The organism is Hominenteromicrobium sp. (assembly GCF_046974225.1).
GTDB classification, from domain to species: Bacteria; Bacillota; Clostridia; order Oscillospirales; family Acutalibacteraceae; genus Hominenteromicrobium; species Hominenteromicrobium mulieris.
Genome location: NZ_JBKWAE010000022.1, coordinates 1 through 26,201, shown reverse-complemented (window position 1 = coordinate 26,201; position 26,201 = coordinate 1). Strand labels below are relative to the sequence as shown.

Here is a 26,201-nt window from a genome sequence, read left to right as displayed (position 1 = left end):
TGATATTGGAAGTTACATCCGAACCGTGTATCACATGGTAAGCCATACTCCTAAGGGTTAGTTGTGAGTTCGATTCTCGCAGGGGGTGCCAAAAGCACAGCCGAAAAGCCTAGTAAAATCGGGCTTTTCGGCTTTTTTTATTTTAGTTCAAAGACAATGAAACTGAAAAATGCAGAAAACCTCATTAGCAAATCCTCCGTCAGCTAATGGAAATTGGGACTAATGTCGTCCGCCTTTCAGGTGGACTGCTTGCTAATAAAAATCGGCAGGGTTTTCGCAATTTTGCTAATGAAAATACCCTCTCTGCTCCGATGAAGAATACAGGAGAGTGTTGCAATCACTTATCCGTTTGAAGAACAGCCTGATAGCACAAGGCAGATACACGGACGCAGTAGATGATATTCTTTGCAAGGTGCTTTCAGCCAAGAAAAGAAAGCTCAAAATCAAATATATCTAAACACGAAAAAAGACCGCCTACACTTTTGTAAGCGGTCTTTGCTAATTTAGAGTAAGTTCGACAAACTGGAATTTAGATCATGATTCATATGGATAGTAGTGTTCTGCCTTCGACTGAAATTCACATAATTTTAATATTTTCATATCCTTATCAAAATCTGCTATTGTAACACCATCAAAGCCATCTATCTTACCATCATAATTACATCTGAAGTACCATTCAACAATTAACGTTTGGTTTTGCTCGAATATTCGTTTGATTGTCCATTCCAATACTTGTCCCTTATTATTCCAATTTTCAAACCATGTTACAATTTGTGATAAGCCATGATATTCGGGTCCATAGCATTCACTATACAAAGCGTTTTCAGAAAAAGTCTGTTTTACAATCTCAACATCGTTATCTAACCAAGACTGAAAATATTTCTTAATGACATCTACTTTCATATTATCCTCCACAAATTCAAATTTATCTTTCTCTTAATTTCCTATTATACACCAAAATTATGAATATTTCTACCCGCCGTCTATTGACCTCGATTACGAGGGAAATAGGCGGCTTTTTGTTTACAAAAAATTTTTTCAAGAAATTTTGAAAAAACACCCCCAAAAACGCCCTCCCGGTTCAAACAAGTGAAGGAGTTAATTCCGAACCACGAAAATGGAAGCCTTTCATTTGTATTTTGTGTATTTTGAAAACTGAATACAGATATCTCTATGACTTATTTAAGTTAAATTTTATTTATACTAATATAAAAAGAACAAAAAATTCAACTGTGAATTAGCACTCGTAACGAGTATCCTATTAACTTAATGATGTTCCCCAAAAATCTTTGCGTTTGCTAATACCTTGCTAAAACGAATGGAAAAACGGCATAATATTAGCAGATTTCAAAAAAAGAAATGATTAACACTATAATTTCGGAAAAGCCTAGTAAAATCGGGCTTTTCGGCTTTTATTTTCTGTTGTGGTTGGCTGCTTGCTAATTGCTAATCACAGGTTTGGCATTTTGTGGTCAAGACCAATCACTTTTTCTGTATTTCCACAGTTAGCATTTTGCTAATACGCACTGCATTATCGACGTATTTTCATTCGGTTTTCAGTCCGTTTGCTAATTTGCGCTTCGCTAATAAACTCAGGTGTTATTGCAAGCAGGACAGACTCCAAAGCCTTTTTGAGTAGTTCGGGATTGCTGGCAAGCAGGCTCGCAAGTGCTTTTGCGTCAAGCGCGGGTGCGGTGCCGAAAGCCCTTTGCGTGCGCCGTTTCGTGCTCTACCGTTTCGCTTGTGGGGATCCCGTTCTCATCTACAATATCTACATATTCCGCCATACTATGTCTCCGGTTTTTCCGCTTTGATTTGTCTTCATTTTCAGTATAGCACGCTGCATGGCTTTTTTCGCTTGTATAAAAAAGAAACAGCAAGACAGATTCGGTTCCGTATGCTATAATAGGGTACATAAAAAATTCTCAAAGGAGGAAGCACGGCTGCGCAATTTTTTTCGTCGGCAGCCGTGCAGAAAAGACATGAACAATATCGAATGGTTTCGCGAAGCGAAATACGGCATGATGGTCCACTTCGGACTCTATTCCATGCTCGCCGGTGAGTACAGAGGGCGCCGCACGCCTTATGATTACGGTGAATGGATCCAGTCCGCCTTTGCCATCCCGAACCGCGAAATGGAACAGCTTGCGGGTGCGTTCAACCCTGTTTATTTTAATGCGGAGGAGTGGGTAAAGCTTGCAAAAGAATGCGGCATGACCTACTTTGTGGTTACCTCTAAGCACCACGAGGGCTTTGCGCTGTTTGATTCCGACTGCGATGCATACAACATCAAAAAAGCAACGCCATTTGGAAGAGACCTCATCGCAGAGTTGGCGGAAGCCTGCTACAAGCACGGTTTAAAGCTGGGACTTTACTATTCGCAGGAGCTTGACTGGCACCACCCGCACGGCGGCGGCTACGACAAAACCACCGGTTGCGCAGGCACGGCGTGGTATAACAACTGGGATTTCCCCGGTGCAGACAATAAAGACTACTCCATCTGCTTTAACGAGAAGATCAAGCCGCAGGTGAAGGAGATCATGACAAAATACGGCGACATCTGCCTGATCTGGTTCGATACCCCGGGCGTGATGACAAAGGCGCAGAGTCAGGAGCTTTACGACCTTGTGAAGCAGTATCAGCCGGACTGCCTTGTAAACTCTCGCCTCGGCAACGGCGTGTATGATTACGTTTCTCTCGGCGATAACGAGATTCCCGCAGAGCGTCCGGCAGAGATCTCGAAAGAACGCGCAGGGGACATGCAGTCCATGAACGATCTGTTCGGCTTCAAGTATTCGCCGTATAACCTCTATGAGACCGCGGCCACGCTGAACGACACATGGGGCTTCAAATACTACGACCACAACTGGAAAACACCCGAGCAGATCCTTGCAAACAAGCAGAAGCTCAACGGCATGGGTGTAAACTACCTTTTGAACGTCGGTCCCGATGCGCTCGGCCGTATTCCGTCCTATTCCGTCGATATTCTTCGCCGCGTTCGCGAGCTGGAAACCCAACTGTTACGGTGAGTATCTTACGTATAGGTCACCTGCGAAAACGGCACGGAGCTGCTGGTCGGCGCAGGTGAGAGCGGCGTTTGCCTGCCGTTCATGTCGCAAAGCACAACGGCATGTGTGCTGACACAGGCCGCAGGATAGAAAGCATGCAGGAAGCAAACTGCTTTGAGGTTTGCATTCACAAATTTTGTTTGGTAGCAATCTGGCAAAAGTGCAACAATTTATCCCTTGCAAATTCAAAATGCAAGAGATTTGCGTTGCACTTTTTCTCTACCTGCTGCCTGAAAATTATTCTTCGCTCAAGTCCGCTTTGGGGCTTGGCTTTTTATTTGCAGCCTTATGAAACCGTGTGAGCAACAGAACGCCGATTAAAATAAATGCCGGAAAAACCGCGGAAAACAGCATGCCGCTCTTTAAACCGAGTTGGTCCGCAGTGAGGTTCGGGAAAGATGCAGCGATTTTTGCATTGCCGGAAACCGCGCCGCTCACTGCGCCCATCAATGCCGGGCCCACAGAGCAGCCCACATCGCCCAATACCGCCAAAATGCCGAACATCGCCGTACCGCCCTTCGGGTACGCGGCGGAGGTCAGCGAGAACGTGCCCGGCCACATGAGGCTTACGGAAAAGCCGCACAGCGCGCACGAAAGCAGAGAAAGCCACGGGTTTTCAAATAAAGCCGTACCAAGATAGCACAAAATACACAGTGCGGCGCAGAATACCATCGCGCCCGTTAAATGGATTTTCTCGCCCCACACGCCGTAGATTGTTCTGCCGATGCCCATAAACACCGCAAACAGGCACGGCCCTAAAAGGTCGCCGATGACCTTTGTCACGCCGAGCGCACGCTCCGCAAACAGCGAGCTCCACTGGCTCATGGCAAGCTCGCTCGCGCCCGCGCAAAGCATCAAAAGCAGTGCCACGAGGAAAATTTTCGAGGTAAACAGCGTTTTGAGCGGTGTTTTCTCTTCCTCCGGCACGGTGGGCATCAGCGGCACCTTGAGGAAACGGAATAAATTATAAAGCGGCAGCAAAGACCACAAAATCGGGAGGATAAACCACAAATTCTCACCGATCAAGCGCAGCAAAAGCGTCGTGATGAGCACCACGCCCACCTGTCCCCAGCAGTAAAACGAATGTAAAAGGCTCATCGCGGAGGCCTTCGCGTCGCCCGGGCAGGAATCGACAATCGGGCTGATGATAACTTCAATCAGGCCGCCGCCCACGCCGTTCACAATCGTCGCAAGGACAAGGCCCACATACGGCGCAGGCAGTACGTTCGGCAGCGTGCCCTGCATCACAAGGCCTAAAAACGCCAGCGCGTGTGCGATGACCGCTGATTTTCGGTAGCCGATGCGGTCTACGTATTTAACGGAAAGCATATCCGTGATGACCTGCGTCACAAAGTTGCACAGGATGAGCGCCGAAATCAGCGAATACGAAATGCCGAATTTGTTTTGGAACAACACGAAAAACAGGGGAGAGAGATTGTTCACAATGCCCTGCGTGATATACCCGCGGTAGCAGGCAAACACGGTGCTTTTAAAGTTTTGGGTCTTCTCCATTTAACTATACCGCCTTTAATAAAATGCTAACTTTCATTATAGAGGAAGGCCCGGCGAAATTCTATCGTGAATTTGACGGAAAACCACAAAAATTCAATACATCTGCCGAAAGGCATTCCAAAAAAATGCGGCGTAAAAGCCAAATCCATGTTGATTTTACCAAGGAAATATAGTACAATAAAACCAAACAGGGTTTTCTCTTTCAGAAAAAGCCCCAATTCAATCTGTTATTCTTTTGATTTATTCAATTAGAAGGAGTGTTTTAACATGAAGTTAGGCGTACTTACCAATGTTGTAGGCAACATGCCTCTTGAGGACGCACTGAAGTATTTCAAGTCCATGGGCATCCAGATGGTCGAAATCGGCTGCGGCGGCTATCCGGGCAAAGATCACTGCGATCCGGAAGTTCTGCTCCACGATGAAGCAAAGTATCAGGAGTTCTGCGATACCATCAAGAAGTATGATATGGAAGTCAGCGCATTCTCCTGCCACGGCAACCCGATCCACCCGAATAAGGAGCTGGCTGCGGCTTATGATAAGGACATGCGCAACGCAGTTCTGATGGCTGAAAAATACGGCCTGCATCAGATCAACTGCTTCTCCGGCTGCCCGGGCGATTGCGAGACCTCTCAGTATCCGAACTGGGTTGTATGCGCATGGCCGGACGATTTCGGTAAGATCCTCGAGTATCAGTGGAAGATTCTTATTGATTACTGGAAGAATTTTGTAGCATTCGCAAAAGAGCACGGCGTCAACAAGATCGCTCTTGAAATGCACCAGGGCTTCTGTGTTTACAACACGGAGACGCTCCTCAAGCTCCGTGAGGCTGTGGGCCCGGAGATCGGCGCAAACTTTGACCCGTCCCACCTCATTTGGCAGGGCATGGATCCGGTTGCTGTTATCCGCGAGCTCGGCGGCGACGCAATCTTCCACGTACACGCAAAGGATACCCGTCTCGATAAGTACAACATGGCAAAGAACGGCGCGCTCGACACGAAGAGCTATGCAGACGAAGCACACCGCTCCTGGATCTTCCGCAGCGTCGGCTACGGCAACGATCTGCTCTATTGGAAGGACATCATCAGCGCTCTGCGCCTTGTCGGCTATGACTATGCCATCAGCATCGAGCATGAGGATAGCCTCATGAGCCAGAACGAGGGCCTTATGAAGGCTGTTGAGACCCTGAAGTCCGCTATCATCTTCGAGCCGAAGATGACCGAGACCCGTTGGATCTGATTTCTTTCTGACAACACGTAAATAAAACCACGGCGCTTCGGCAGGGCAACCTGTCGGAGCGCCGCTTTTATGTTTTAACGGTTTGCTTTTTGTCCGTATGATACGCGCACAGCTTTAAAAACGGAAACAGCAAAGCGGCATAAAACCCTGCACAAACCGCCGTTTGCAGCAAAACAAGGGGAATACCCGAAAGCGAAATGCTTTTCAATAAAAACTGTGTTGTATTCGCGGCAAGCAGTGCGAAAAACGTCGGTATCACTACACTTTTCAATAGCCCGATATGTACATCGGCGACTTTTAATAATCTTCGTACACTCAGCATCGCGTTGAAGATGGACGAGAAAAACAAAATTGCAATGTACGCCCGCATACCGGCAAACCGCATGAAAAGCAAAATCAAAAGCACACGAAGAAACGAATCCGAAAAGTTGTATTTCATGGAGTTCAGCTGCTCGTCAAGCCCCTTTAAAAGACTGTCCACCACGACATCCAGATACAAAAGCGGTACGAGCGGCGCCAAAATTTTGAGGTATGCCCCGGCTTCCCGGCTTTTATAAAACGCCTCGCCCCAGTCACTGCCGAAAACGAAGAAGATCCCCGCGCAGAAAATGCCGAACTGCAGGGCTGCGTGCACCGCGCGCTGCGTGATGTGCCGCACGGCCCTGCGGTGCGAAAGCTCAAATTCCCGCGCCGTTTTCGGGATGAGCAAAGACGCGAACGACGTCAAAAACGAAGACGGAAAGTACAGCATCGGCATTGCCATGCCCTGCAATAAACCGTAGGCGGACATGGAAGCCGCACGACTGAGCCCGTACCGCCCGAGCTCGCGCGGGATGAGCAGATTTTCCGCCGTTGAAAGCAAGCTGCGCGCCGCGCTCGAAAGCGTGCACGGCACCGCAATGTGGAACATCCCGTGCAGAACGCCCGTCGCCTGCTCTTTTTCTTTCGGCGTGTTGCGCTTTAAGCTGCGGCGGTAAATGAGGAACCCCGCCAAAAACGAAACGGCTTCTCCGAATGTTGAAGCAATCATCGCCGCAAAGCACGCGGCTTCTATGCTCTGCGGCGCAAAATACCAGAACAGCACAACGGCGGAGAAAATCGTCAGCACCTGTTCCACCGCGTCACTCCATGAGGTGGAAAGCGATTCGTCCACTGCTAAAAAATATCCCTTCATGCACGTGCACTGCGACATAAACGGCAGCCCAAGCGCCAAAATGCGCAGAGACGGCGCCGCGCCGGCGTTGCCCAAAATATGCGCGGCGGCAAAATCCGAAAAGCACAGCAGCAAAACCGCAATGGTACAGCTCACCGTCAGGCAGAACAAAAAGCACTGCGTCACCACGCTGCGCACCGTGCAGCGGTGGTTCGCCGCAATGGCTGCCGTCACCATGCGCGTCACGGCCAAGCTGATGCCGGAAGTGGAAAGCGTGATGGCGAGCAGGAACACGGAGAAGATGAGCTGGTAAAGCCCCATGCCCTCCGCACCGATTTTGCCCGATAAATACGCACGGTAGCCGATATTCGTAATGCGGAAAAACAGTGAAAATGCCGTTAAAGCGATGCCTTGCAGCAGAAATTTGCGTTTTGTCATGATTGTCGCAGGGCCTCCTATTGCAAGTTTTCCGGGCGCGTTGTATAATCAGCTTATATGAGAAATGTATAGATAATTTTCTGCATTTTATAAAAAGAGAACAGGAGTTAAAAAGTATGACAGATCAGGTAAACGCAGACTGGACCGAATTACAGGTCACTATTCCCGCGGCGGATACGGACCGCGCGGGCGACATTGCGCAGATGGTCGTGCCCTACGGCATTTATATTGAAGACTATTCGCATTTAGAAGAGGAAGCGATGGAAATCGCGCATATCGACCTCATTGACGAAGACCTTCTTAAAAAAGACCGAACCAAAAGCATCATCCATGTGTATATCAGCCCGGAGGAAAACCCGGCGGAAGCCATTTCTTTCCTCAAAGAGCGTTTTGAAGCCGTCGGCATTGAGAACACCATCACCGCCGCCAACTGTGCGGAGGAGGATTGGATCAACAACTGGAAAAAGTATTTTAAGCCCATCCCCGTCGGCAACCGCTTGCTTGTGCGCCCCATGTGGGAGGACGAGTACGAAGCAGGTGACCGCGTCGTGCTGCATCTGGAGCCGGGTCTCGCGTTCGGTACCGGCACGCATGAAACGACCCGCCTTTGCATGGAGCTGCTCGAAAAGTATGTAAAGCCGGGCGATACCATGCTTGATATGGGCTGCGGCAGCGGTATTTTGTCCGTCGCCGGTCTGCTGCTCGGCGCAGGCAGCGCCGTTGGCGTCGATATTGATGCTCTCGCCGTCAAGACCGCCGTCGCAAACGCAGAGATCAACCACGTCGGCGATAAGTTCACCGGCATCTGCGGCAATCTGGCAGATAAGGTTACCGGCACATTCGATGTCGTTGTCGCGAATATCGTCGCAGACGTCGTGATTCTGCTCACAAAAGATGCTCCACGCTTTATGAAGCTCGATACCGTCTATATCATGAGCGGCATCATTGATACCAGAGAAGACGATGTTTTGGCGTGCCTCGCGGATAAATTCGAGATCATCGACCGCAAAGAGGAAAAAGGCTGGGTTGCACTTGCAGCAAAGCTAAAGTAAACATAGCGAAGCGACAAACAAAGTCTTTGGTCAAGTTTTTTCCAGAAAACTTGCGGGTTATCAGGGTAGAGCCCTGATTCGTCGTCCGCAGACGACGAAATCCTTTTGCTTACCCAAAGATCAGGAAGATAGTCAAATCGTCCGGTGGACGATTTGACGTAAGAAACCCTATCAAGGGGTTTCTTAAAAGGCTTGCTCAGCAAGCCTTTAGAAATAGATAAAAGCAAAGAAGATTCGGAGGGATTATCATGACAGCAGAATTCCACAAGGCAAACCGTCAGCGCCTGTACGCCGAAATGAAAGACGGCAGCGCAGCCGTGTTCTTTTCCGGCAGCGCACCGCGCCAGAGCGCCGATGCGTACTATACATTCTTCACAAACCGCAATTTCCTGTATTTAACGGGCATTAAATTCGCGGGGCTCGTGTTGGTCGCCACAAAAATCGGCGGCAATGTGCAGGAATCCATCTATATCCTCCCGCCGGATCTCATGAAAGAGCGCTGGACGGGCCGCAGACCGAAAGCCGATGAAGTTATGGCGCAGTCCGGTATCACGGATATCCGTTTCGTTGAGAACTTTGAAAACGATATCCACCGTGTTTTGAACAGCGGCAACGTGCAGCGCGTCTACCTCGACCTCTACCGCCATACGCCGGACGAGGGCTTAGATGAAGCCCACCGCTTCGCGCAGACCATTAAGACCGGCTACCCGTTCCTCACGGTTGAAAATATCCTGCCCATCTTAAAGCGCCTGCGTACCCTGAAGGCTCCGTGCGAGATTGACGCCATGCGTCGTGCTATGACCGTTACGCACGAAGGCATTCTGCGCATGATGCGCGCTTCGCACCCCGGCATGTATGAGTACGAGTATAAAGCCGAGTTCGACTACGCCCTCACCAGCGCCGGTGTGCTTGAGCCCGCGTTCCACTCCATCATTTCCGCCGGCGAAAACAACTTTTGCATCCATTACGACAGCTACATGGGACAAGCCAAGGACGGCGATATGATCTTGAATGACGTTGGCGCGCAGTGGGACGGCGAGTGTAACGATGTCTCCCGTGGCTGGCCGTGCAACGGCAAATACTCGAAAGAGCAGCGCATGCTGTATGAGTGTGCCCTCAATACGTCGAACTACATGTTCTCCATCATCAAGCCCGGTATGCTCATGGACGATGTGGATAAGACCGCCCGCCGCTATTGCTGTGAGCAGCTGAAAAAGATCGGTCTGCTGTCCTCTTACGATGAGATTGGCAAATACATGTGGCACGGCGGTGCGCACCATGTCGGTTACGACGTGCACGATGTTGTCGATGCACTCGGTAAGCCTATCGCGCCGAACATGGTCTTCTGCGTTGATATCGGCATTTACGCCGAAGATCTCGGCATCGGCTTCCGCGTGGAGGATAACTGCCTTGTCACGCCGACCGGCGCAGAGAACCTCTCTGCGTCCGTGCCGCGCACCATCGAAGACATCGAGGCCGTCATGGCAAGATAACGGGAGAAATTTCAATGAAACTGATTTTGCCGGAACAAATTACAGCGACGCAGTATGCGGCATATCTTAAAGACTGGGGCGCGGAGCGCATCGTACCCATCGCGTCCGCAAATCCGAAAAATCTGCCGTTTGAGGAATGGCGGCGTGAAAGCATCCAAAAGCGCACTCGTGTCCCCGAGGGCTTTGTGAATGAAACGCTTTATTTTCTCACCGATGACAACGAAACAAAACTCTTCGGCGCCGTGGACATCCGCCACGAGCTGAACGACTACCTCAGGCTGTTCGGCGGTCACATCGGCTACGGCATTGTGCCGAGTGAGCGCCGCCACGGGTATGCCAAAATCCAGCTTGCGCTCGCGCTGCCCATTGCGCGTTCAATCGGCATCAAAAAGGTACTCATCACCTGCAATGATACAAACACCGGATCGGCGAAAACGATTGAAAGCGCCGGCGGCGTACTCGAAAACAAAGTGCTGGAAGAAGGCATCCTCACGCGCCGGTACTGGGTGCCCTGCGCAGACGATTTTGAAAGAAAGAAGTGAAAAACATGACAAATTTTAGCAAGCTCGTTTTGAAAATGACAGAGTACGAGGGCGGCTGTGTCGAGCGCGTCAACCACTTTTTGAAGGTGTTCGCGTTCGCAAAGACCATCGCGGAGGGCGAAGACGTGGACGATGCGACAAAAGAAATTTTGGAAGCCGCCGCCATTACGCACGACATCGGCATCCGTGTGTGCTTTGAAAAATACGGCAACTGCAACGGCTCTCACCAGGAGGTGGAAGGCCCGCCCATCGCACTCGAAATGCTGCCCGCGTGCGGTTATACCCATGGGCAGACAGAGCGCATCTGCTATCTCATCGGCCACCACCACACGTATACGAACATCAACGGCATCGATTATCAGATTTTGGTTGAAGCCGATTTCCTCGTAAACATTTTCGAGAGCGGCATGACCCATGAAGCCGCCGAAAAGGTGTACGAGAACATCTTCCGCACAAAGACCGGCAAGCAGCTTTTAAAAGACCTATTCTTGTAAATTGCACATAAAATCAAAAATTAGAATATTGACATTTATGAGAAATAACCTTACAATTAACATTGCAAGGTTATTTTTTACTTGTCAAATTTTTAAGGAGTTGTGATATATGGCAAGAAATTTCATGTGCACCAAAACAGACCCGGTCGTCGAGACCAAAGCCGGTAAGCTGCGCGGTTTTCAGCTTGACGGCACATATGTGTTCCACGGCGTAAAATACGCCGATGCAAAGCGTTTCCACCAGCCGACCCCGGTAGAGCCGTGGGAGGGCATCAAAAACGCGCTGGCTTACGGCTACGTGTGCCCCATGCTGCAGCAGGATCAGCCCAGCAATGAGCTGATGGTGCCGCACCGCTATTGGCCGCTCGATGAGAACTGCCAGTACCTCAATATCTGGACGCAGCATCTTGACCCGAACGCCAAAAAGCCCGTGCTCGTTTGGCTGCACGGCGGCGGATTCGCGGCGGGCTCCTCCATTGAGCACATCGCCTACGAGGGCGAAAACATGAGCAAATACGGCGATGTCGTCGTCATTTCACTCAACCACCGTCTCAATATCCTCGGCTATCTCGACCTTTCCCCGTTCGGCGAGGAATATAAGAATTCCGGCAACGCCGGCAACGCCGATATGGTCGCAGCTTTGCAGTGGATTCACGAAAATATCGCAAACTTCGGCGGCGACCCGGAAAACGTCACGCTGTTCGGCCAGTCCGGCGGCGGCATGAAGGTCTGGACGCTGATGCAGACCCCTGCGGCGGACGGCCTGTTCCATAAGGGCGTCGTGCAGAGCGGATGCATCGATCACTTCGTCTCCGGCAATTCCACGGAGCAGAACGGCAAAGCCATCGTCACGGCGCTTCTGGCAGAATTGAAGCTCGATGATGTCAAAGCACTGGAGACCATCCCGTACGCACAGCTCGCGGCAGCGTACAACAAGGTCGCGCCGGAGGTCGCAAAAACAGGCGCATACGTCGGCGGCAACCCGCTCGCAAACGATTGGTACCTCGGCGATCCGCTCGAGGTCGGTTTCACGGAGCACGCAAAGACTATCCCGGTCATGGTTGGCACCGTGCTCGGCGAGTTCTCGTTCATGCCGGCATTAAGCGAAGAGGAAAAGGCCGATGCTGCACTCATCGATTCTATGATCGAAAAACGCTACGGCGCAGAGGGCAAAAAGCTCAAGGAGATGTTCGCCGAGGTTTACCCGGATAAGGACGTCAGCGACGTGCTGTTCATGGATTCCATCTTCCGTGCGCCGTCTACTGATTTCATCTTGAAAAAAGCACAGCACCCGGAAAGCGGCACATATTCGTATATGATGACCTACACCTTCCCGTATGACGGTGGGCATATCGCGTGGCATTGCAGCGAGATCCCGTTTGTGTTCCATAACACGAGCCTCGTCGCCGCGTATAACGAGCCCGGCGTGACCGACTTGCTCGAAAAGCAGATGTGCGACGCGTGGCTCAACTTCGCGCGTGACGGCAAACCGTCCAGCGAAGACCTGCCGGAGTGGCCGGCTTGCACCGCAGACGACGAAGCGACCATGATTTTCGACAAAAAGTGTGAAGTCAGACATAACTACGACCACGAGCTTGTTGCGCTGCATAAAAAATTGGCCCCCTCGCCGTGGAGCCATAACGATGACGAGGAAGAGCAGCAGATCCAGCACTAAGCGCTTCGCATTTGCTTGTGAAAGCGAACGAATAAAGGCTTTGATTTAAATTTTCTTCGAGAAAACTTGAGGGGACTTGGGGCACTGCCCCAAGTCCCCTCTGCTTTTGAAAAGGCGGGCGAAATTTTTAGTGTCGCTACGCTATGTTCCCCGCAAGCTTCTTTTTTTGCGCAGCAAAAAAGCCGAACACAACTTCTGTGCTCGGCTCATTTTGCGTTCAGTTAAATTACAGGTTAGCCTTCAGCCATGCAATGTCTTCAGCAAGGCAAGCTACGCGATCCTGCGGATCGTTGTAGCTGGCTTCACGCTCAACAACGTAAATGACGTTGTCGCACTGTGCGTCGGCAGCTGCCTTAACAGCCTTCCAGTCCACAATGCCCTGGCCCTGCGGCACGTTCAGCTTGTCGTGCTCTTCCTTCATCTTGAGGAACTCCGGCGGGAAGATCGGCTTGCCGTCAGCGTCTTTCTCAAACTTGAAGCGCGGGGTGGTGTCGTGGCGGGACTGCGGCTTGTTTGCGCCGATAACGCCGCTGTTTTCCTTAATGTGGATGCTTGCAATGCGGCCTGCGTGGCTGTTGATGAAGTCTACCGGGTTTACGCCTGCTGCGCTGCACCAGCCGCAGTCAAGCTGGAAAGCCGTAACTTCCGGGTCACATGCATCGATGAGCCAGTCATAAAGATACTTGCCCTCGTCCACATAGAACTCGTCGGTGTGGTTGTGGTAGCCGATCTTGATGCCGTACTGCTTCGCAATGTTGCCGAGGCGGTTGAGATCTGCTGCAACTTCTTCAGCTTCTGCCTTGTTGCAGAAATTTGTCGCCGGGCAGATGACGAGCTTTGCGCCCAGCTCCGCGAAGTAGGGGAGAACGCCTTCAATCTGATCCAGACCGACGTGAGCGGAATCGACCTTCAAATTGTTCTCTGCGAGAACCTTCTTCATTTCTTCAACCGGCACTTCCGTGAAGTCTGCAGTGAACTCTGCGCCTGCAAAACCAAGCTTTGCAATGGTCTTCAGCTTCTCAATCGGGCTAATCGGCTCGGAAATCAGGGAATAAACCTGAACATTGATATTTTCCATGGGGAAAACCACCTTTCTGAAAATTATAACGTTTGCGGAAACTCCGCCTTAAAAAATGTGCGGCGACACGAAATGCCGCCGCACACAAAATGTACTGATTAAAATTAGTCGAAGTAAACAGGCTTGCCGGTTCTGTTGGACTCATAGATCGCATCGAGGATTCTCGTGACGACATAAGCCTGATCAGCCGTAACAAACAGCTCGCCTTCGCCCTTCAGAGCCTTGACCCAGATCTCAGCTTCCTTGGACTTCGGTGCCGGACCCTGAGAGAAGCCCGGGATGAAACCTCTGACCTTGTTGCCAACCCAAGAAATGGTCGGGTACTCAGCAACAACATGGTTCAGACGGACACGGCCTTCCTTCGTATCGAGGCCGCCCTCGGTACCAGCCAGCATCGTGTAAGCTTCGCCGTTTGCAGCGTAGTCTTCAGCCATGTTGATAGCCCAAGCAGCGCGCAGAACAATCGTAGCGCCGTTCTTCATCTTGATGAAGCCAACAGCGGAGTCTTCAACGTCGTAGGTCTCGTTGTTCCAGGTATCGAACTCACCGCGGTAGTTGACCTGACCCTGATGCTTAGCATCGAGCGTGTGGCCGAGCTTCTCGAAGGAAGTGCCGCAAACATAGTCAACATCGTAGTTGTTCATGAGGAACAGCGTGAGGTCAAGAGCATGCGTACCGATGTCGATCAGCGGACCGCCGCCCTGCTTTGCCTTATCCGTGAACACGCCCCAGGTCGGAACGCCACGGCGGCGGAGGTATGTAGCCTCTGCATAGTAAACATCGCCAAGAGCGCCGGAATCGACAACCTTCTTAGCAACCTGGTTCTCCGGGAAGTGACGATACTGATAGCCGATCGTCAGCATCTTGCCGGTTCTGTCTCTTGCTTCAAGCATCTTCTTAGCGTCAGCCGGGGTAGCAGCCATCGGCTTCTCGCACAGAACGTGCTTGCCAGCCTCAAGAGCAGCAACGGTGATCTCGCAGTGTGCAACGTTCGGGGTCAGAACGTGAACAGCGTCGATCGTCGGGTCTGCCAGAAGCTCATGATAATCGGTGTAAACCTTAGCGTCCGGGGTGCCGTACTCTTTAGCGGCCTTTTCTGCTCTCTCAAGAATGAGGTCGCAGAATGCGCACATATCTACGCCTTCCTGCTGGGCCATGCCCGGGAAGTGCTTGCCGTTTGCAATACCGCCGCAGCCGATAAAGCCAACTCTTACATTTGCCATTGGAATTCTCCTCCTAAATTTACGCCGAAGTCCATACGGACTCCTAACGATTTATTTCTGCTTGTATTTTAGACCATTCCAAAGCAAATGTAAAGCCCTTTTTGTGAAAAAAGCGGATTTGCACAAGCTTTTTCTATTTTGCTTGTATCATTTGCATAAAAACTTTTGCTTTGTTGCCTGCGCGTCCAAAAATCAGCCGTGCATTTCATAAAAAAGAGCAAAAAAAGAGGCACACCGCAAAAAATACGGTGTGCCCTAAAGTATTCTTACAACATTCTGCTTATAAAAACACAGTTAAAACCGTGTAAAACACGTATGCCGATTTGATATAGCGCTACGCAAAGCAGAAAAATCAGTACTGTCTGCCCCAGTAGACCATGTGCTTTGCCGGCTTGCCGCAGCAAACGCAAACATCAGAGAGGTGCTCTTCCTTAAACGGAATGCAACGGGACTTCACGCCACCGGTCGCGTCCTTCAGCTTGTCCTCGCACGCGCTGTCGCCGCACCACATGGCCTTGATGAAGCCGGGCTTGTTTTCCGCAATGTCGAGGAACTCCTCATACGTCGTCGCCGTGAAGGTCTTCTCTTCAAGGTTCTTCAGCGCACGCTCGTAAAGACCGTCATGCACAGCCTGCAGTGCCTTTTCAATCTCGCCCTCAAGGTTATCGAGCGAAACGAAAATCTTCTCTCTCGTGTCGCGGCGGACGAGCACGCACTGGTTCTGCTCAATATCCTTCGGACCGATCTCCAAACGCAGCGGCACACCCTGCATCTCATACTGGCTGAACTTCCAGCCGGGGGAGTTGTCGGTGTCGTCCAGCTTCACGCGGAACTTCGTCTTCAGGGATTCATACAGCGCGTTTGCCTTGTCGAGCACGCCGGGCTTATGCTGTGCAATCGGGATGATTGCCAGCTGGATCGGCGCGACCTTCGGCGGCAGTACAAGACCGTTGTCGTCGCCGTGTACCATGATGATGGCGCCGATCATGCGGGTGGAAACGCCCCAGGAGGTCTGGTGCGGGTGCTGCAGGGTATTGTCGCGTCCCGTGAACGTAATGCCGAAGTTCTTTGCCCAGCCGTCGCCGAAGTAGTGGCTCGTGCCGCCCTGCAAAGCAACGCCGTTGTGCATCATCGGCTCAATGGTGTAGGTCGCCACAGCGCCCGCAAACTTTTCTTTCTCGGTCTTCTGGCCGGTCACAGCCGGAATGGCGAGCACGTTCTTGTAGAACTCCTCGTAGGTGTGCAGCATGCGCATGGTCTCTTCCATGGCCTCTTCTGCGGTTTCGTGCATGGTGTGGCCTTCCTGCCACAGGAACTCGGAGGAGCGCAGGAACGGACGCGTCGTTTTCTCCCAGCGCACAACGGAGCACCACTGGTTGTAGAGCTTCGGCAGGTCGCGGTAAGAGTTGATGATCTTCTGGTAATGCTCGCAGAAGAGAATCTCACTCGTCGGGCGTACGCACAGGCGCTCACTCAGCTTCTCGTTGCCGCCTTCCGTTACCCAAGCCACTTCAGGCGCAAAGCCCTTTACATGGTCTTTTTCCTTCTGCAGGAGGGATTCCGGGATGAACAGCGGCATGTAAACGTTCTGGTGACCCGTCGCCTTAAAGCGATCGTCCAGTTCATGCTGAATGTTTTCCCAGATCGCGTAGCCGTACGGCTCGATGATCATGCAGCCTTTTACGCTGGAGTAATCCATCAGCTCGGCTTTTTTAACAATATCGGTGTACCATTTGGAAAAGTCAACGTCCATGGAAGTGATGTCGTTGACCATCTTCTTCTGATTCGCCAAGAAATTCAGTCCTTTCACGATTCGTGCGGCAAACGCTGTGCCGCCGGGCCCAAAGCGGGCATATCTTTTCTTATTATACAGGGAATTTTTCTGAAAAGCAAGAGCGGTAGCCATCTTTGTGCGGGCCGCCTAAGATTTTATTTAAAAAAACAGAAAAGAAGGTTCGTTTCTTCTTTCCTTGTACTATTCGGTGCAATTTGTACCAAAGATACTTATACATAAATAATTAAAAGTTAGTTTAAACTAATTTGCAGAAACAGAGTACCAACAAAACAGCTGTCCATCGGAACAAATTAAATCAGCGAAAAAAAACACCGGGAACAGCCAGAAAGCCGCTCCCGGTGTTTTCATATCGTTTTGCACAAGGCGTAAAATTTACTGACCCTGATGTTCTTCGATGAACTGAACGATTTCGCCAACCGTCTTGAGGTTTTCAACTTCCGTATCCGGAATTTCTACGTTGAAAGCATCTTCGATGGACATGACAAGATCAACAACAGCAAGGGAATCTGCGTCCAGATCCTCAACCAGGTTGGAATCCTCGGTGATCTCGGAGGGATCTACGCTGAGCTCCTCAGCAATAATATCGATAACTTTCTCCAGAACCATTTAATTTTCCTCCTATCGTGTAGTATTTGTCAAGTACTGCACCGTCTGCCGTATGGACAAAACGCCGCAGGCATGATACAATCGGGGTGTACTTCACATACATTGTATGGATGCACGGCTTATTTGTCAATAGCAATTCCGCATTCCGTGCTAAATTTTTCTGTTTTTAAAGGAGAGCCTTAAAATGCAGCTTCGCCGTTTTGCCGTCATCGGGCACCCCATTGGGCACACGATGTCGCCGTTTATCCATGATCGCCTCTTTTCCCTCACAGGCCATAAGCCGGAATATTCCGTGCTGGATGTACCGTCCCTTACACAGGCGCTGCCCGCATTGCGCACGCTCGACGGCTTCAATATCACCATCCCCCACAAAAGCGACATCATTCCCCTGCTCGACGGTATCGACGAAAAAGCGAAGCTTTTCGGATCCGTCAACACCGTGCGTGTCGAAGACGGCAAAATGACCGGCTACACAACGGACGGTGTCGGCTGCAAAAAGGCCCTTGCGCGCTATGGGCTCGATTTTAACGGCGAGCTCCTTCTGCTCGGCCGCGGCGGCGCGGCGCGTGCCATCGCATTTGAAGCTGTGCTCACGGCCGATGCACCGCATCTTGATATCGTCTGCCGCGAAAGCTCGCTCGAAAAAGCACAGGTGCTCAGCGATGAACTCGCGGAGCTCTGCCGCACGCGCAGCAAAACCGGCGTGTTCCGCGTGCTGTCTTATGACGAGCTCGCCAAGGAAACCGGGCACTACGATCTCGTACTCAACACCACAAGCCTCGGTATGTACCCCAAAACCGGTGTCAGTGCTGTCGGGGAAGACGTGCTCTCCCGCTGCAAAGCCGCGTTCGACGCCGTCTATAACCCCGGCAAAACGAAATTTTTAAAGCTTGCCGCAAGCTGCGGACTCAAAACTGTCGGCGGTATGGGCATGCTCGTCTGTCAGGCGGTCGCCGCGCACGAGCTCTGGTACGGCGCATCGTTTAAGGACAGCGATATCGAACAGCTCATCTGCGATGCGGAAGCGGAAACGGCACGGCTTTTCCGCGCATAACGAACCGAAAGAAACGGGGAACGGGAAATGGACAAAAAAGTAAAAGGTGAAATCATAAAATCGGGCAATATCGTTTTAAGCGGCTTCATGGGCAGCGGCAAGACCACGGTCGGCCGTCGCTTGGCCGCCGCGCTCGATATGCAGTTTGTCGATATGGACTTGTACATAGAAAAGAAGACCGGCATGACGGTCAAGGAGATTTTCGCAGAATACGGCGAACTGCATTTTCGCGCGCTCGAGACCGAGACCGTAAAGGAGCTTGCGCAAAGTAATCGTTTCGTCATCGCCACGGGCGGCGGCACGCTGATGCAGCCGCAGAACGTAGAGGGCTTCCATCAAGGCGGCGGTACCATCTATTATCTCGACGTACCGCTGGCCGCCTTGCAGGAGCGCCTCAAAAACGATAAACGCCGCCCGCTTCTGCAGACGCCGGACCGCCGCGCGGTGATTGAGCGCCTTTTAAACGAGCGCCGCCCGAAATACCTCGCAAGCGCGGACGTCGTCGTCGACGCCGGCGCGCCCACGGTTGTCGTTGTAGAGCGCATTTGCGCCCTGCGCGGCGAGCCCATTGAAAAAGCGAAGCGCAAAAAGCCGGGAAATACCTCCGAAAAGGAGCGGCCCCAAAAGAAGCGCTTCCGCAGAAGAAGACGCAAAAAAGGAACTTCTCCCGGAACACCGCAAGAAAACTCTTGACAAAGTGCCCGCGCGGCGGTATGATTTTAACACGGCGATGCAGGATAGATAAAGCAAACCTGCAAATCGCAAAGCAAGAGTCACATATAGGATGGTTCAAACTATGCAGTCCGTTTTATTCACAAGACGATTTACAAAGTATTTTAGCGCACGATTTTATACCGTGTGCTTTTCGTCGTATGTGAATATACCGGGCAACGCTTGAAAACGCGCGGAAAATTTCTGCGCGGAGGAATTTGAAGTATTCTGAGCAGTATAAAACCAAGCGGAGCCAATGGGCTTCGCTTTTTTTGTGCCGAGAGGGGCAGCGGGGCACGGCTCCTATAAAAGAAAGGTAAGGGAAAAAACATGATCATCGTACTCAAAGCCAACCGCAGTGAAGAACAGGTCAAAAATTTCATTTCGAATCTCACCGACCGTTATGACGTCAGTGTTAACACATGGGTCGGCACACATTCCACCGTGCTCGGCCTTATCGGCGATACCGCTGCGGTAGACAGCGAGTACATCGCCGCACAGGATATTGTAGAAAGCGTTAAGCGCGTGCAGGAGCCGTATAAAAAAGCAAACCGTAAGTTCCATCCGGAAGATACGGTCATCAAGCTTCCTACCGGTCAGGTGATCGGCGACGGTTCCCTTGCGCTCATCGCGGGTCCGTGCTCCGTCGAAAGCGAAGCGCAGATCTGCTGTGTCGCAGAGCGCGTCAAGGCCGCAGGCGCTACGTTCCTGCGCGGCGGCGCATTCAAGCCCCGCACCTCGCCGTATGCGTTCCAGGGCCTTAAGGCAGAGGGCCTCGAGCTCCTCAAAAAAGCCAAGGAAAGAACCGGCCTGCCCATCGTCACCGAGATTATGAGCATCGACCACCTCGACCTCTTTGAGGACGTCGATGTCATTCAGGTCGGCGCAAGAAACATGCAGAACTTCGAGCTTTTAAAGGAGCTGGGTCACGTGCATAAGCCGATTCTTTTAAAGCGCGGCCTTGCCAACACCATCGAAGAACTTCTCATGAGCGCCGAGTATATCATGGCGGGCGGCAACGAGCAGGTCATCCTGTGCGAGCGCGGCATCCGCACGTATGAGACATTCACCCGCAATACGCTCGATATTTCCGCCGTGCCGATCTTAAAGCGCCTTTCCCACCTGCCCGTCATCGTAGACCCCAGCCATGCCAGCGGCATCAACTGGCTTGTCGAGCCGCTTGCCATGGCAGCGGCAGCCGTCGGCGCAGACGGCCTCATCATCGAGGTGCATAATGACCCCAGCCGTGCCCTGTGCGACGGCGCACAGTCCCTCACGCCGGATCAGTTCGACGTGCTCGCAAAGAAAGTGCAGAAGGTCACCGAAACGGTGAAGAGCCTGTAAAAATTTACCCGAAAGGGAGAACGATATGCAAATCGCAATCATTGGTCTGGGTCTCATCGGCGGTTCGCTCGCAAAGGCCCTCAAAGAAAATACAGAGCACACCGTCATCGGCTTTGACCGTGACGAAAACACCCTGCTCGACGCACTTTCCCTCGGCGCCATCGATTCCGTCGGCAGCACGTCTTTGCTCGAAAACGCGGACGTCGTGTACGTCTGTCTGTATCCCGCAGATGTCGTGCGCTTCGTCGAGGAAAACGCACCGCATTTTAAAGAAGGCTGCATTGTCACGGATGTGTGCGGCATCAAAAATCAGGTCTGCGGCAAATTAACGGAGATCGCCAAAAACTACCCGTTCGTTTACGTCGGCGGCCACCCCATGGCGGGCAAGGAGCGCAGCGGGTTCGACGCCAGCGAGGCAAGCCTCTTTTATAACGCTTCCTATATTCTCGTGCCCGGCGAAGCTCCGCAAAGCGCCACAGATACCCTCGTGTCGCTCGCAAAAAGCATGGGCTTTGGCACCATCAAATACTGCACGCAGCAAAAGCACGACCGTATGATCGCCTATACGTCCCAGATTCCGCACGTTTTGGCGTGCGCTTATGTCATGAGCCCGCGCTGCGATGAGCACAGCGGCTTTTCCGCCGGCAGCTACCGCGACGTTTCGCGCGTGGCGCGCATCAATGCGGAGCTGTGGGCAGACCTTTTCCTTGCAAACCGTGAGGAATTAGCGGACGAGACGGAAGAACTCGTGCGCAATATAGAACGTATACGCGCTGCGGTGGCGAAAAACGATCGGGCAGAGCTCGTGGCGCTGCTTTCCTCCGCACGTGAAAAAAAGGAGAAATTCGGATAATGGTGATCGAGATTAAAACAGATAAACCGTATGAAGTTATTGTAGAAGACGGCGTTTTGGACCGCGCGGGCGAAAAAATTGCCCCGCTCGTCCGCCCCGGCAGCCGCGCCATGATTGTCAGCGAGACAAACGTCTTCCCGATATACGGCGAGCGTCTAAAAGCTTCGCTTGAAAAAGCGGGTATCCACACGGCGGAGTTCGTCTTTGAAGCCGGCGAGCCGCAAAAACAGCTTTCCACCGTCATGCAGATTTACGAAGCGCTTGCGGAAAACGATTTCACGCGCAGCGACATCATTGTCACGCTCGGCGGCGGCGTAGCGGGCGATATGGGTGGCTTCGCGGCGGCAACGTTCCTGCGCGGCATGGATTTCGTGCAGGTGCCCACGTCCCTTTTGGCGCAGGTAGATGCCAGTGTCGGCGGCAAAACGGGTGTCGATTTGCCGTTCGGTAAAAACCTCGTCGGCGCGTTCCATCAGCCGCGCCTCGTCCTCGCCGATCCCCAAACGCTCTCCACGCTGCCCGATGCCTATTTCACGGACGGCATGGGCGAGGTCATCAAATACGGCTGCATCGCAGACGCCGCGCTGTTCGATAAATTGGAGCAGGGACAAGTCATCGACCATTTGGAGGAAACCATCTGCCGCTGCGTGCTGTGCAAAAAGCATTTTGTCGAGGAAGACACGAACGACAAAGGCCGGCGTATGATTTTAAACTTCGGCCACACATTCGGCCACGCGCTCGAAAAGCTTACGGGCTTCTCGTCGCTTTCGCACGGCCTTGCCGTCGGCATCGGTATGGTCATGGCGGGCGAAGTGGGTGAAAGTCTCGGCATCACGGAAAAAGGCACCGCTGCGCGTATCCGCCGCGTGCTGGAAAGCTATGGCATGCCCACCGAGTCCGCGTTTGATTTCGCCAAAGTTGTGGAAGCAACCGCGCTCGATAAAAAAAGCTTTGGAAAAACGCTCAACCTGATCCTCTTAAAGCAGATCGGCGAAAGCGTTATTCACCCGGTGGACAGAAACTACCTCGTACTGCGCTATAAGCTTGCCGCCGAGCAGAACCGCCGCAGAAAATTGAATTGATTTTTAGGAAGGCAGCATCATTCTCATCGTGCTGCCTTATGTCAAATATAGAGAGATAAATTTATGTAGAAACAAGGTGATACTATGGCAGAGGTGACCTACCGCCCCGCCCACGTTAAGGGCGAAGTGCGCATTCCCCCAAGCAAAAGTGCCGCGCACCGCGCATTGCTTTCGGCGGCGCTGTGCAAAACGCCGTGCCGTGTCGGGCCCATTGACCACAGCGCGGATATGGAAGCTACATTAAACGGCGTGTGCGCCATGGGCGGCACGGTGAAAGCGGAAGAAAACGGCGTGCTGTGCATCGCGCCGGGCACGGCGCCCCAAAGCGTCACGGTCGATTGCGGTGAATCCGGTTCCACGCTGCGCTTTCTCGTCCCCGTTTTCGCCGCCCTCGGCATCGAAGCGACATTTGTCGGTCACGGCAGACTTCCCGAGCGCCCTATCGGCGTTTACACAGACCTTCTGCCGCAGCACGGCGTAACGGTCGAGACTGCCGGCGGTCTGCCGTTTCACATCACGGGCAAGCTTCAAAGCGGCGATTTCCGCGTGCCGGGCAACATCAGCTCGCAGTTTATAACCGGTTTATTATTCGCTTTGCCGCTGCTCAAAAAGGATTCCACCGTTACGCTGACCACCCCGCTCGAATCCAAAGGCTATATCGATTTGACGATAGAGGTGCTTGCGGGCTTCGGTGTTAAAATTGAGGAGACCGAGACCGGCTGGCACATCTCCGGCGGGCAGACGTACCGCGCAGAGCACTATACCGTCGAGGGTGATTGGTCGCAGGCCGCGTTTTTTCTCTCGGAAGCCGCTGTCTCCGGCGGCCCTATCCGCCTGCTCGGCCTTTCCGAAACCTCTCTGCAAGGCGATAAAGCCTGCGTCCATCTCTGGCGGCAGTTCGGGCTTTCTGTCACCGAAGAAAACGGCGTTTATGTTGCCGAAAACAAAAATATAGATAAGCCCTACCGCGGACTGCACGGCATCGCGATTGACGCCGCGCAAATTCCCGATATGGTGCCTGCGCTCGCCGTCACGGCCGCGTTCGCGGAGGGCGAGACCGTCATTTCCCACGCGGAGCGATTGCACTTAAAGGAGTGTGACCGTCTGCTTGCCATGGAAGCGGCGCTCAAAAACCTCGGTGCAGACATTAAAGCCGTGCCGGATGGCCTTATCATTCACGGCAAGCCCGCGCTTACGGGTGGCAAAGCCGAGGGCATGAACGACCACCGCGTCGTCATGGCGCTCGCTGCCGCCGGTTGTGCGTGCACAGTCACCGTCACGGACGCGGAAAGCATCAAAAAATCCTACCCCGGATTTTTCCGGGATCATAAACATTTAGGAGGGATCGCCGATGGCATCGACCTGGGGTGAAAACATCAAGCTGTCCATTTTCGGCGGCAGCCATACGGAAGCAATCGGCGTAGTGCTCGATAATCTCCCGCCGAATGAAAAAATAGACATGGAAAAAATTCGCGTGCAGATGGCGCGCCGTGCGCCGGGCAAGGACAAGACCGCCACCACGCGCCTTGAGGCCGATGAGCCGCAGGTGCTCTCGGGCCTCTTCAACGGCGTCACAACAGGCGCGCCGCTCGCGGCTATCATCGCGAACACCAATACGCGTTCGAAGGATTATTCCGATTTAAAAATTCACCCGCGTCCCGGCCATGCCGATTACACCGCGTCTGTCCGCTACGACGGCGCAAATGACATTCGCGGCGGCGGGCATTTTTCGGGTCGTCTCACCGCGTGCCTCGTGTTCGCAGGCGCCGTCTGCCGCCAGATATTAGAGCGCCGCGGCATCACGATCGGTGCGCACGCTTATGCGGTCGGCAGCGCAAAAGATACCCCGTTCGATCCCGTAAACGTCTCAAAAGACGACTTAAATGCCTTAAATACCCGCTTTTTTGCGGTCAATTCCCCCAAGGCCGAAGAAAAAATGCGCGCCGAGATCGAAGCCGCGCGATTGGACGCAGACAGCATCGGCGGCATCATCGAGTGCGCCGCAGTCGGTGTCCCGGCAGGCATCGGCAGTCCTATGTTCGGCGGCATCGAAAACGTCTTTGCATCGATTTTATACGGCATCCCCGCCGTCAAAGGCGTGGAGTTCGGCGCGGGCTTTGATGTTGCTTGTATGCGTGGCAGCGAAAATAACGACGCGTTTTACTACGACGAAAATGGTCTCGTCCGCACGAAAACGAACAACGCGGGCGGCATTTTGGGCGGCATCACAACGGGCATGCCGATTCTATTCCGCATCGCCGTCAAGCCCACGCCGTCCATCGGCCGTGAACAGCACACGGTCGATCTCACCACGAAAACAAACGCCGATTTAACCATCCACGGCCGCCACGACCCGTGTATCGTCCCGCGCGCCATCCCTGTGGCGGAAGCTGCGGCAGCCTTGGCGCTGATGGACTTGCTGCGTTAAAGAGAATAGAAAGGAGCGAGCAAAATGAGTGAAAATAAGTCCTTTGATGAACTGCTTTTGCCGGTTCGCAACGATATAGACCGCATTGATAAAGAGCTTTTAAAGCTTTTTACGGAACGCATGCAGTGCGCGGAGCGCGTCGCGGAGATCAAGCGCAAGGCGGGCATTCCCGTCTTAAATGCCGCCCGCGAGCAGGTCATTTTAGACCGCGTTAAAAAAGAAGCCGGTGAGTACGGCGACAGCGCCGTCGCGCTTTACAGCGCCATCATGAGCATCAGTCGCGCCCGCCAGCACAATATGCTGAAAAGCGGCGGGGTATTGCGCGACCTCGAGCAAAATTCCCCAAAGACATTAAAAGCCGACCCGCGTGTCATTTGTCAGGGCGCGGCGGGCGCGTTTTCCCACAGCGCCGCCCTGCGCCTGTTTCCGGGGCAGAAGCCGATCTTTTTACCCGGCTTCCGCGATGTTTTTGAAGCTGTCCATAACGGCGCGGGCGATTACGGCGTGGTGCCGGTCGAAAATTCCGATGCCGGCAGTGTCTCTGAGGTCTATGACCTCATCATGAAGCACCGCATGTTCATCGTCGGTGCGGCGGATATTCCCGTGCGCCACTGCCTGTGCCGCGCAAAGGGGACGGGTGCGGTCAAAAAGGTGCTCTCGAAGCATGAGGCCCTCGTGCAGTGCAGTGCGTATCTCGCGGCACACGACATCGAAACCGAAGCCTATTCCAACACGGCGGCTGCCGCAAAATTCATCGCCGAAACCCGTCTCGAGGGCGTCGGCGCAGTCTGCTCCGCGCAGGCGGCGGAGGAATACGGCCTTGAAGTCATCGCCGCCGATATTCAGAATACCGATAACAACTGCACGCGCTTCATCGTCATTTCGCGTGAAGCCGTTTTGCCCGAAGACGCGGAAAAGATCAGCCTGTGCTTCTCTCTGCCGCACACCCCGGGCTCGCTGTGCCATACGCTGGAGCGTTTCGCTCTGCTCGGCCTGAACCTCACAAAAATCGAATCCCGCCCCATCCCGGAGCGCAATTTCGAGTATGACTTCTACCTCGATTTCACCGGGAATGTTCACGACGTGCAGACACTTGCGCTCATCTGCGCCCTCTCCGACGAGATGCCCCGCTTCTCGTTCCTCGGAAACTACAAAGAAAGCTGAGTTAAAAATGGCAGTTACCTTTATCAAAGTCACGGAAGAAGAACAGATTGAAAAAATAGCCGAGATCGCCGCACCCATCTGGCACGAGACCTACGACTGCATCAACGGCGTTGCGTCCACAGATTACATGATCGAAAAATTCCAGTCCGTCCCGGCCATCCACCGCCAGATGGAAAGCGAGGGCTACGTCTATTATATGA

At 52.7% G+C, this 26,201-nt stretch carries 22 protein-coding genes and 1 pseudogene; 16 read left to right on the top strand and 7 right to left on the bottom strand.

The window, feature by feature from the left end; translation table 11 throughout:
• Nucleotides 1–534: 534 nt before the first annotated feature.
• Nucleotides 535–903, bottom strand: a complete 369-nt coding sequence (locus ACLTX1_RS12155; protein WP_147513982.1) for a nuclear transport factor 2 family protein — start codon at nucleotides 901–903, stop codon at nucleotides 535–537.
• 1,079 nt (nucleotides 904–1,982) lie between these two features.
• Between ACLTX1_RS12155 and ACLTX1_RS12150 the strand changes: the two genes are divergently transcribed.
• Nucleotides 1,983–3,029 (top strand): alpha-L-fucosidase, encoded by a 1,047-nt coding sequence (locus tag ACLTX1_RS12150; protein WP_176820891.1) that lies wholly within the window; start codon nucleotides 1,983–1,985, stop codon nucleotides 3,027–3,029.
• A 276-nt stretch (nucleotides 3,030–3,305) separates the two neighbouring features.
• Here the strand turns inward: ACLTX1_RS12150 and ACLTX1_RS12145 are convergent, their stop codons facing one another.
• Nucleotides 3,306–4,580, bottom strand: coding sequence for an MFS transporter (locus ACLTX1_RS12145; RefSeq protein WP_412331035.1), 1,275 nt, complete (start codon nucleotides 4,578–4,580; stop codon nucleotides 3,306–3,308).
• A 267-nt stretch (nucleotides 4,581–4,847) separates the two neighbouring features.
• On the opposite strand from ACLTX1_RS12145, the gene ACLTX1_RS12140 reads away from it, so the two are divergent.
• A complete protein-coding gene (locus tag ACLTX1_RS12140) occupies nucleotides 4,848–5,816 on the top strand; it encodes a sugar phosphate isomerase/epimerase family protein (protein WP_412331034.1) in 969 nt (322 codons plus the stop codon).
• Between the two features lie 67 nt (nucleotides 5,817–5,883).
• Here the strand turns inward: ACLTX1_RS12140 and ACLTX1_RS12135 are convergent, their stop codons facing one another.
• Complete coding sequence (locus tag ACLTX1_RS12135) at nucleotides 5,884–7,407, bottom strand: oligosaccharide flippase family protein (RefSeq protein ID WP_412331033.1); 1,524 nt, start codon at nucleotides 7,405–7,407, stop codon at nucleotides 5,884–5,886.
• Nucleotides 7,408–7,523: 116 nt separating this feature from the next.
• On the opposite strand from ACLTX1_RS12135, the gene prmA reads away from it, so the two are divergent.
• The 5 genes from prmA (at nucleotide 7,524) to ACLTX1_RS12110 (ending at nucleotide 12,663) form a co-directional block, all read left to right on the top strand.
• Nucleotides 7,524–8,459 (top strand): 50S ribosomal protein L11 methyltransferase, encoded by a 936-nt coding sequence (gene prmA / locus ACLTX1_RS12130; RefSeq protein ID WP_412264296.1) that lies wholly within the window; start codon nucleotides 7,524–7,526, stop codon nucleotides 8,457–8,459.
• 248 nt (nucleotides 8,460–8,707) lie between these two features.
• Nucleotides 8,708–9,952 carry an aminopeptidase P N-terminal domain-containing protein gene (locus tag ACLTX1_RS12125; protein ID WP_412331032.1) on the top strand — a complete coding sequence of 415 codons (1,245 nt, stop codon included), beginning with the start codon at nucleotides 8,708–8,710 and terminating at the stop codon, nucleotides 9,950–9,952.
• Nucleotides 9,953–9,966: 14 nt separating this feature from the next.
• A complete protein-coding gene (locus ACLTX1_RS12120) occupies nucleotides 9,967–10,494 on the top strand; it encodes a GNAT family N-acetyltransferase (protein WP_395506877.1) in 528 nt (175 codons plus the stop codon).
• Between the two features lie 5 nt (nucleotides 10,495–10,499).
• Nucleotides 10,500–10,988 (top strand): HD domain-containing protein, encoded by a 489-nt coding sequence (locus tag ACLTX1_RS12115; RefSeq protein ID WP_308450108.1) that lies wholly within the window; start codon nucleotides 10,500–10,502, stop codon nucleotides 10,986–10,988.
• 109 nt (nucleotides 10,989–11,097) lie between these two features.
• Nucleotides 11,098–12,663, top strand: a complete 1,566-nt coding sequence (locus ACLTX1_RS12110) for a carboxylesterase/lipase family protein (RefSeq protein ID WP_412264291.1) — start codon at nucleotides 11,098–11,100, stop codon at nucleotides 12,661–12,663.
• A 226-nt stretch (nucleotides 12,664–12,889) separates the two neighbouring features.
• Here ACLTX1_RS12110 and ACLTX1_RS12105 read toward each other — a convergent pair whose 3' ends face one another.
• The 4 genes from ACLTX1_RS12105 to acpP all read right to left on the bottom strand — a co-directional run bounded on the left by ACLTX1_RS12105 (nucleotide 12,890) and on the right by acpP (nucleotide 17,365).
• On the bottom strand, nucleotides 12,890–13,741 hold the full coding sequence (locus ACLTX1_RS12105; RefSeq protein WP_412264289.1) for a sugar phosphate isomerase/epimerase family protein: 852 nt from the start codon (nucleotides 13,739–13,741) through the stop codon (nucleotides 12,890–12,892).
• A 104-nt stretch (nucleotides 13,742–13,845) separates the two neighbouring features.
• Nucleotides 13,846–14,964, bottom strand: a complete 1,119-nt coding sequence (locus tag ACLTX1_RS12100) for a Gfo/Idh/MocA family protein (RefSeq protein ID WP_395506874.1) — start codon at nucleotides 14,962–14,964, stop codon at nucleotides 13,846–13,848.
• 352 nt (nucleotides 14,965–15,316) lie between these two features.
• A complete protein-coding gene (gene proS / locus ACLTX1_RS12095) occupies nucleotides 15,317–16,756 on the bottom strand; it encodes a proline--tRNA ligase (RefSeq protein ID WP_395506873.1) in 1,440 nt (479 codons plus the stop codon).
• A gap of 375 nt (nucleotides 16,757–17,131) precedes the next feature.
• Nucleotides 17,132–17,365, bottom strand: coding sequence for an acyl carrier protein (acpP, locus tag ACLTX1_RS12090; protein ID WP_176819988.1), 234 nt, complete (start codon nucleotides 17,363–17,365; stop codon nucleotides 17,132–17,134).
• A gap of 184 nt (nucleotides 17,366–17,549) precedes the next feature.
• On the opposite strand from acpP, the gene aroE reads away from it, so the two are divergent.
• From aroE to ACLTX1_RS12045, 9 genes and pseudogenes are all read left to right on the top strand, one after another.
• Nucleotides 17,550–18,419 (top strand): shikimate dehydrogenase, encoded by an 870-nt coding sequence (aroE, locus tag ACLTX1_RS12085; RefSeq protein ID WP_412331031.1) that lies wholly within the window; start codon nucleotides 17,550–17,552, stop codon nucleotides 18,417–18,419.
• 27 nt (nucleotides 18,420–18,446) lie between these two features.
• Nucleotides 18,447–19,112: a shikimate kinase gene (locus ACLTX1_RS12080; RefSeq protein ID WP_412331030.1), complete on the top strand. Its 666-nt coding sequence runs from the start codon at nucleotides 18,447–18,449 to the stop codon at nucleotides 19,110–19,112.
• A 348-nt stretch (nucleotides 19,113–19,460) separates the two neighbouring features.
• On the top strand, nucleotides 19,461–20,474 hold the full coding sequence (gene aroF, locus ACLTX1_RS12075) for a 3-deoxy-7-phosphoheptulonate synthase (protein ID WP_412331029.1): 1,014 nt from the start codon (nucleotides 19,461–19,463) through the stop codon (nucleotides 20,472–20,474).
• A 25-nt stretch (nucleotides 20,475–20,499) separates the two neighbouring features.
• Nucleotides 20,500–21,327 (top strand): prephenate dehydrogenase, encoded by an 828-nt coding sequence (locus ACLTX1_RS12070; protein WP_176819992.1) that lies wholly within the window; start codon nucleotides 20,500–20,502, stop codon nucleotides 21,325–21,327.
• On the top strand, nucleotides 21,327–22,409 hold the full coding sequence (aroB, locus tag ACLTX1_RS12065; protein WP_308448505.1) for a 3-dehydroquinate synthase: 1,083 nt from the start codon (nucleotides 21,327–21,329) through the stop codon (nucleotides 22,407–22,409). The genes ACLTX1_RS12070 and aroB overlap by 1 nt, the downstream gene beginning before the upstream one ends.
• 84 nt (nucleotides 22,410–22,493) lie before the next feature.
• Nucleotides 22,494–23,780, top strand: a complete 1,287-nt coding sequence (aroA, locus tag ACLTX1_RS12060) for a 3-phosphoshikimate 1-carboxyvinyltransferase (protein WP_412331028.1) — start codon at nucleotides 22,494–22,496, stop codon at nucleotides 23,778–23,780.
• Nucleotides 23,761–24,837, top strand: coding sequence for a chorismate synthase (gene aroC, locus ACLTX1_RS12055; RefSeq protein ID WP_308448507.1), 1,077 nt, complete (start codon nucleotides 23,761–23,763; stop codon nucleotides 24,835–24,837). The genes aroA and aroC overlap by 20 nt, the downstream gene beginning before the upstream one ends.
• 24 nt (nucleotides 24,838–24,861) lie before the next feature.
• Nucleotides 24,862–26,001, top strand: a complete 1,140-nt coding sequence (locus ACLTX1_RS12050; protein ID WP_308448508.1) for a bifunctional chorismate mutase/prephenate dehydratase — start codon at nucleotides 24,862–24,864, stop codon at nucleotides 25,999–26,001.
• Between the two features lie 7 nt (nucleotides 26,002–26,008).
• A pseudogene (locus ACLTX1_RS12045) lies at nucleotides 26,009–26,201 on the top strand (GNAT family N-acetyltransferase); the annotation flags it as partial.

What these genes read in the sequence shown, in the direction of transcription:
- prmA (WP_412264296.1), top strand. Translation starts at nt 7,524, where the DNA reads ATGACAGATCAGGTAAACGCAGACTGGACCGAATTACAGGTCACTATT.
- ACLTX1_RS12145 (WP_412331035.1), bottom strand. Translation starts at nt 4,580, where the DNA reads ATGGAGAAGACCCAAAACTTTAAAAGCACCGTGTTTGCCTGCTACCGC.
- aroC (WP_308448507.1), top strand. Translation starts at nt 23,761, where the DNA reads ATGGCATCGACCTGGGGTGAAAACATCAAGCTGTCCATTTTCGGCGGC.
- aroB (WP_308448505.1), top strand. Translation starts at nt 21,327, where the DNA reads ATGGTGATCGAGATTAAAACAGATAAACCGTATGAAGTTATTGTAGAA.
- ACLTX1_RS12100 (WP_395506874.1), bottom strand. Translation starts at nt 14,964, where the DNA reads ATGGCAAATGTAAGAGTTGGCTTTATCGGCTGCGGCGGTATTGCAAAC.
- aroA (WP_412331028.1), top strand. Translation starts at nt 22,494, where the DNA reads ATGGCAGAGGTGACCTACCGCCCCGCCCACGTTAAGGGCGAAGTGCGC.
- ACLTX1_RS12125 (WP_412331032.1), top strand. Translation starts at nt 8,708, where the DNA reads ATGACAGCAGAATTCCACAAGGCAAACCGTCAGCGCCTGTACGCCGAA.
- aroE (WP_412331031.1), top strand. Translation starts at nt 17,550, where the DNA reads ATGCAGCTTCGCCGTTTTGCCGTCATCGGGCACCCCATTGGGCACACG.
- aroF (WP_412331029.1), top strand. Translation starts at nt 19,461, where the DNA reads ATGATCATCGTACTCAAAGCCAACCGCAGTGAAGAACAGGTCAAAAAT.
- ACLTX1_RS12080 (WP_412331030.1), top strand. Translation starts at nt 18,447, where the DNA reads ATGGACAAAAAAGTAAAAGGTGAAATCATAAAATCGGGCAATATCGTT.
- ACLTX1_RS12115 (WP_308450108.1), top strand. Translation starts at nt 10,500, where the DNA reads ATGACAAATTTTAGCAAGCTCGTTTTGAAAATGACAGAGTACGAGGGC.
- acpP (WP_176819988.1), bottom strand. Translation starts at nt 17,365, where the DNA reads ATGGTTCTGGAGAAAGTTATCGATATTATTGCTGAGGAGCTCAGCGTA.
- ACLTX1_RS12110 (WP_412264291.1), top strand. Translation starts at nt 11,098, where the DNA reads ATGGCAAGAAATTTCATGTGCACCAAAACAGACCCGGTCGTCGAGACC.
- ACLTX1_RS12140 (WP_412331034.1), top strand. Translation starts at nt 4,848, where the DNA reads ATGAAGTTAGGCGTACTTACCAATGTTGTAGGCAACATGCCTCTTGAG.
- ACLTX1_RS12105 (WP_412264289.1), bottom strand. Translation starts at nt 13,741, where the DNA reads ATGGAAAATATCAATGTTCAGGTTTATTCCCTGATTTCCGAGCCGATT.
- ACLTX1_RS12150 (WP_176820891.1), top strand. Translation starts at nt 1,983, where the DNA reads ATGAACAATATCGAATGGTTTCGCGAAGCGAAATACGGCATGATGGTC.
- ACLTX1_RS12135 (WP_412331033.1), bottom strand. Translation starts at nt 7,407, where the DNA reads ATGACAAAACGCAAATTTCTGCTGCAAGGCATCGCTTTAACGGCATTT.
- ACLTX1_RS12070 (WP_176819992.1), top strand. Translation starts at nt 20,500, where the DNA reads ATGCAAATCGCAATCATTGGTCTGGGTCTCATCGGCGGTTCGCTCGCA.
- ACLTX1_RS12120 (WP_395506877.1), top strand. Translation starts at nt 9,967, where the DNA reads ATGAAACTGATTTTGCCGGAACAAATTACAGCGACGCAGTATGCGGCA.
- ACLTX1_RS12050 (WP_308448508.1), top strand. Translation starts at nt 24,862, where the DNA reads ATGAGTGAAAATAAGTCCTTTGATGAACTGCTTTTGCCGGTTCGCAAC.
- ACLTX1_RS12155 (WP_147513982.1), bottom strand. Translation starts at nt 903, where the DNA reads ATGAAAGTAGATGTCATTAAGAAATATTTTCAGTCTTGGTTAGATAAC.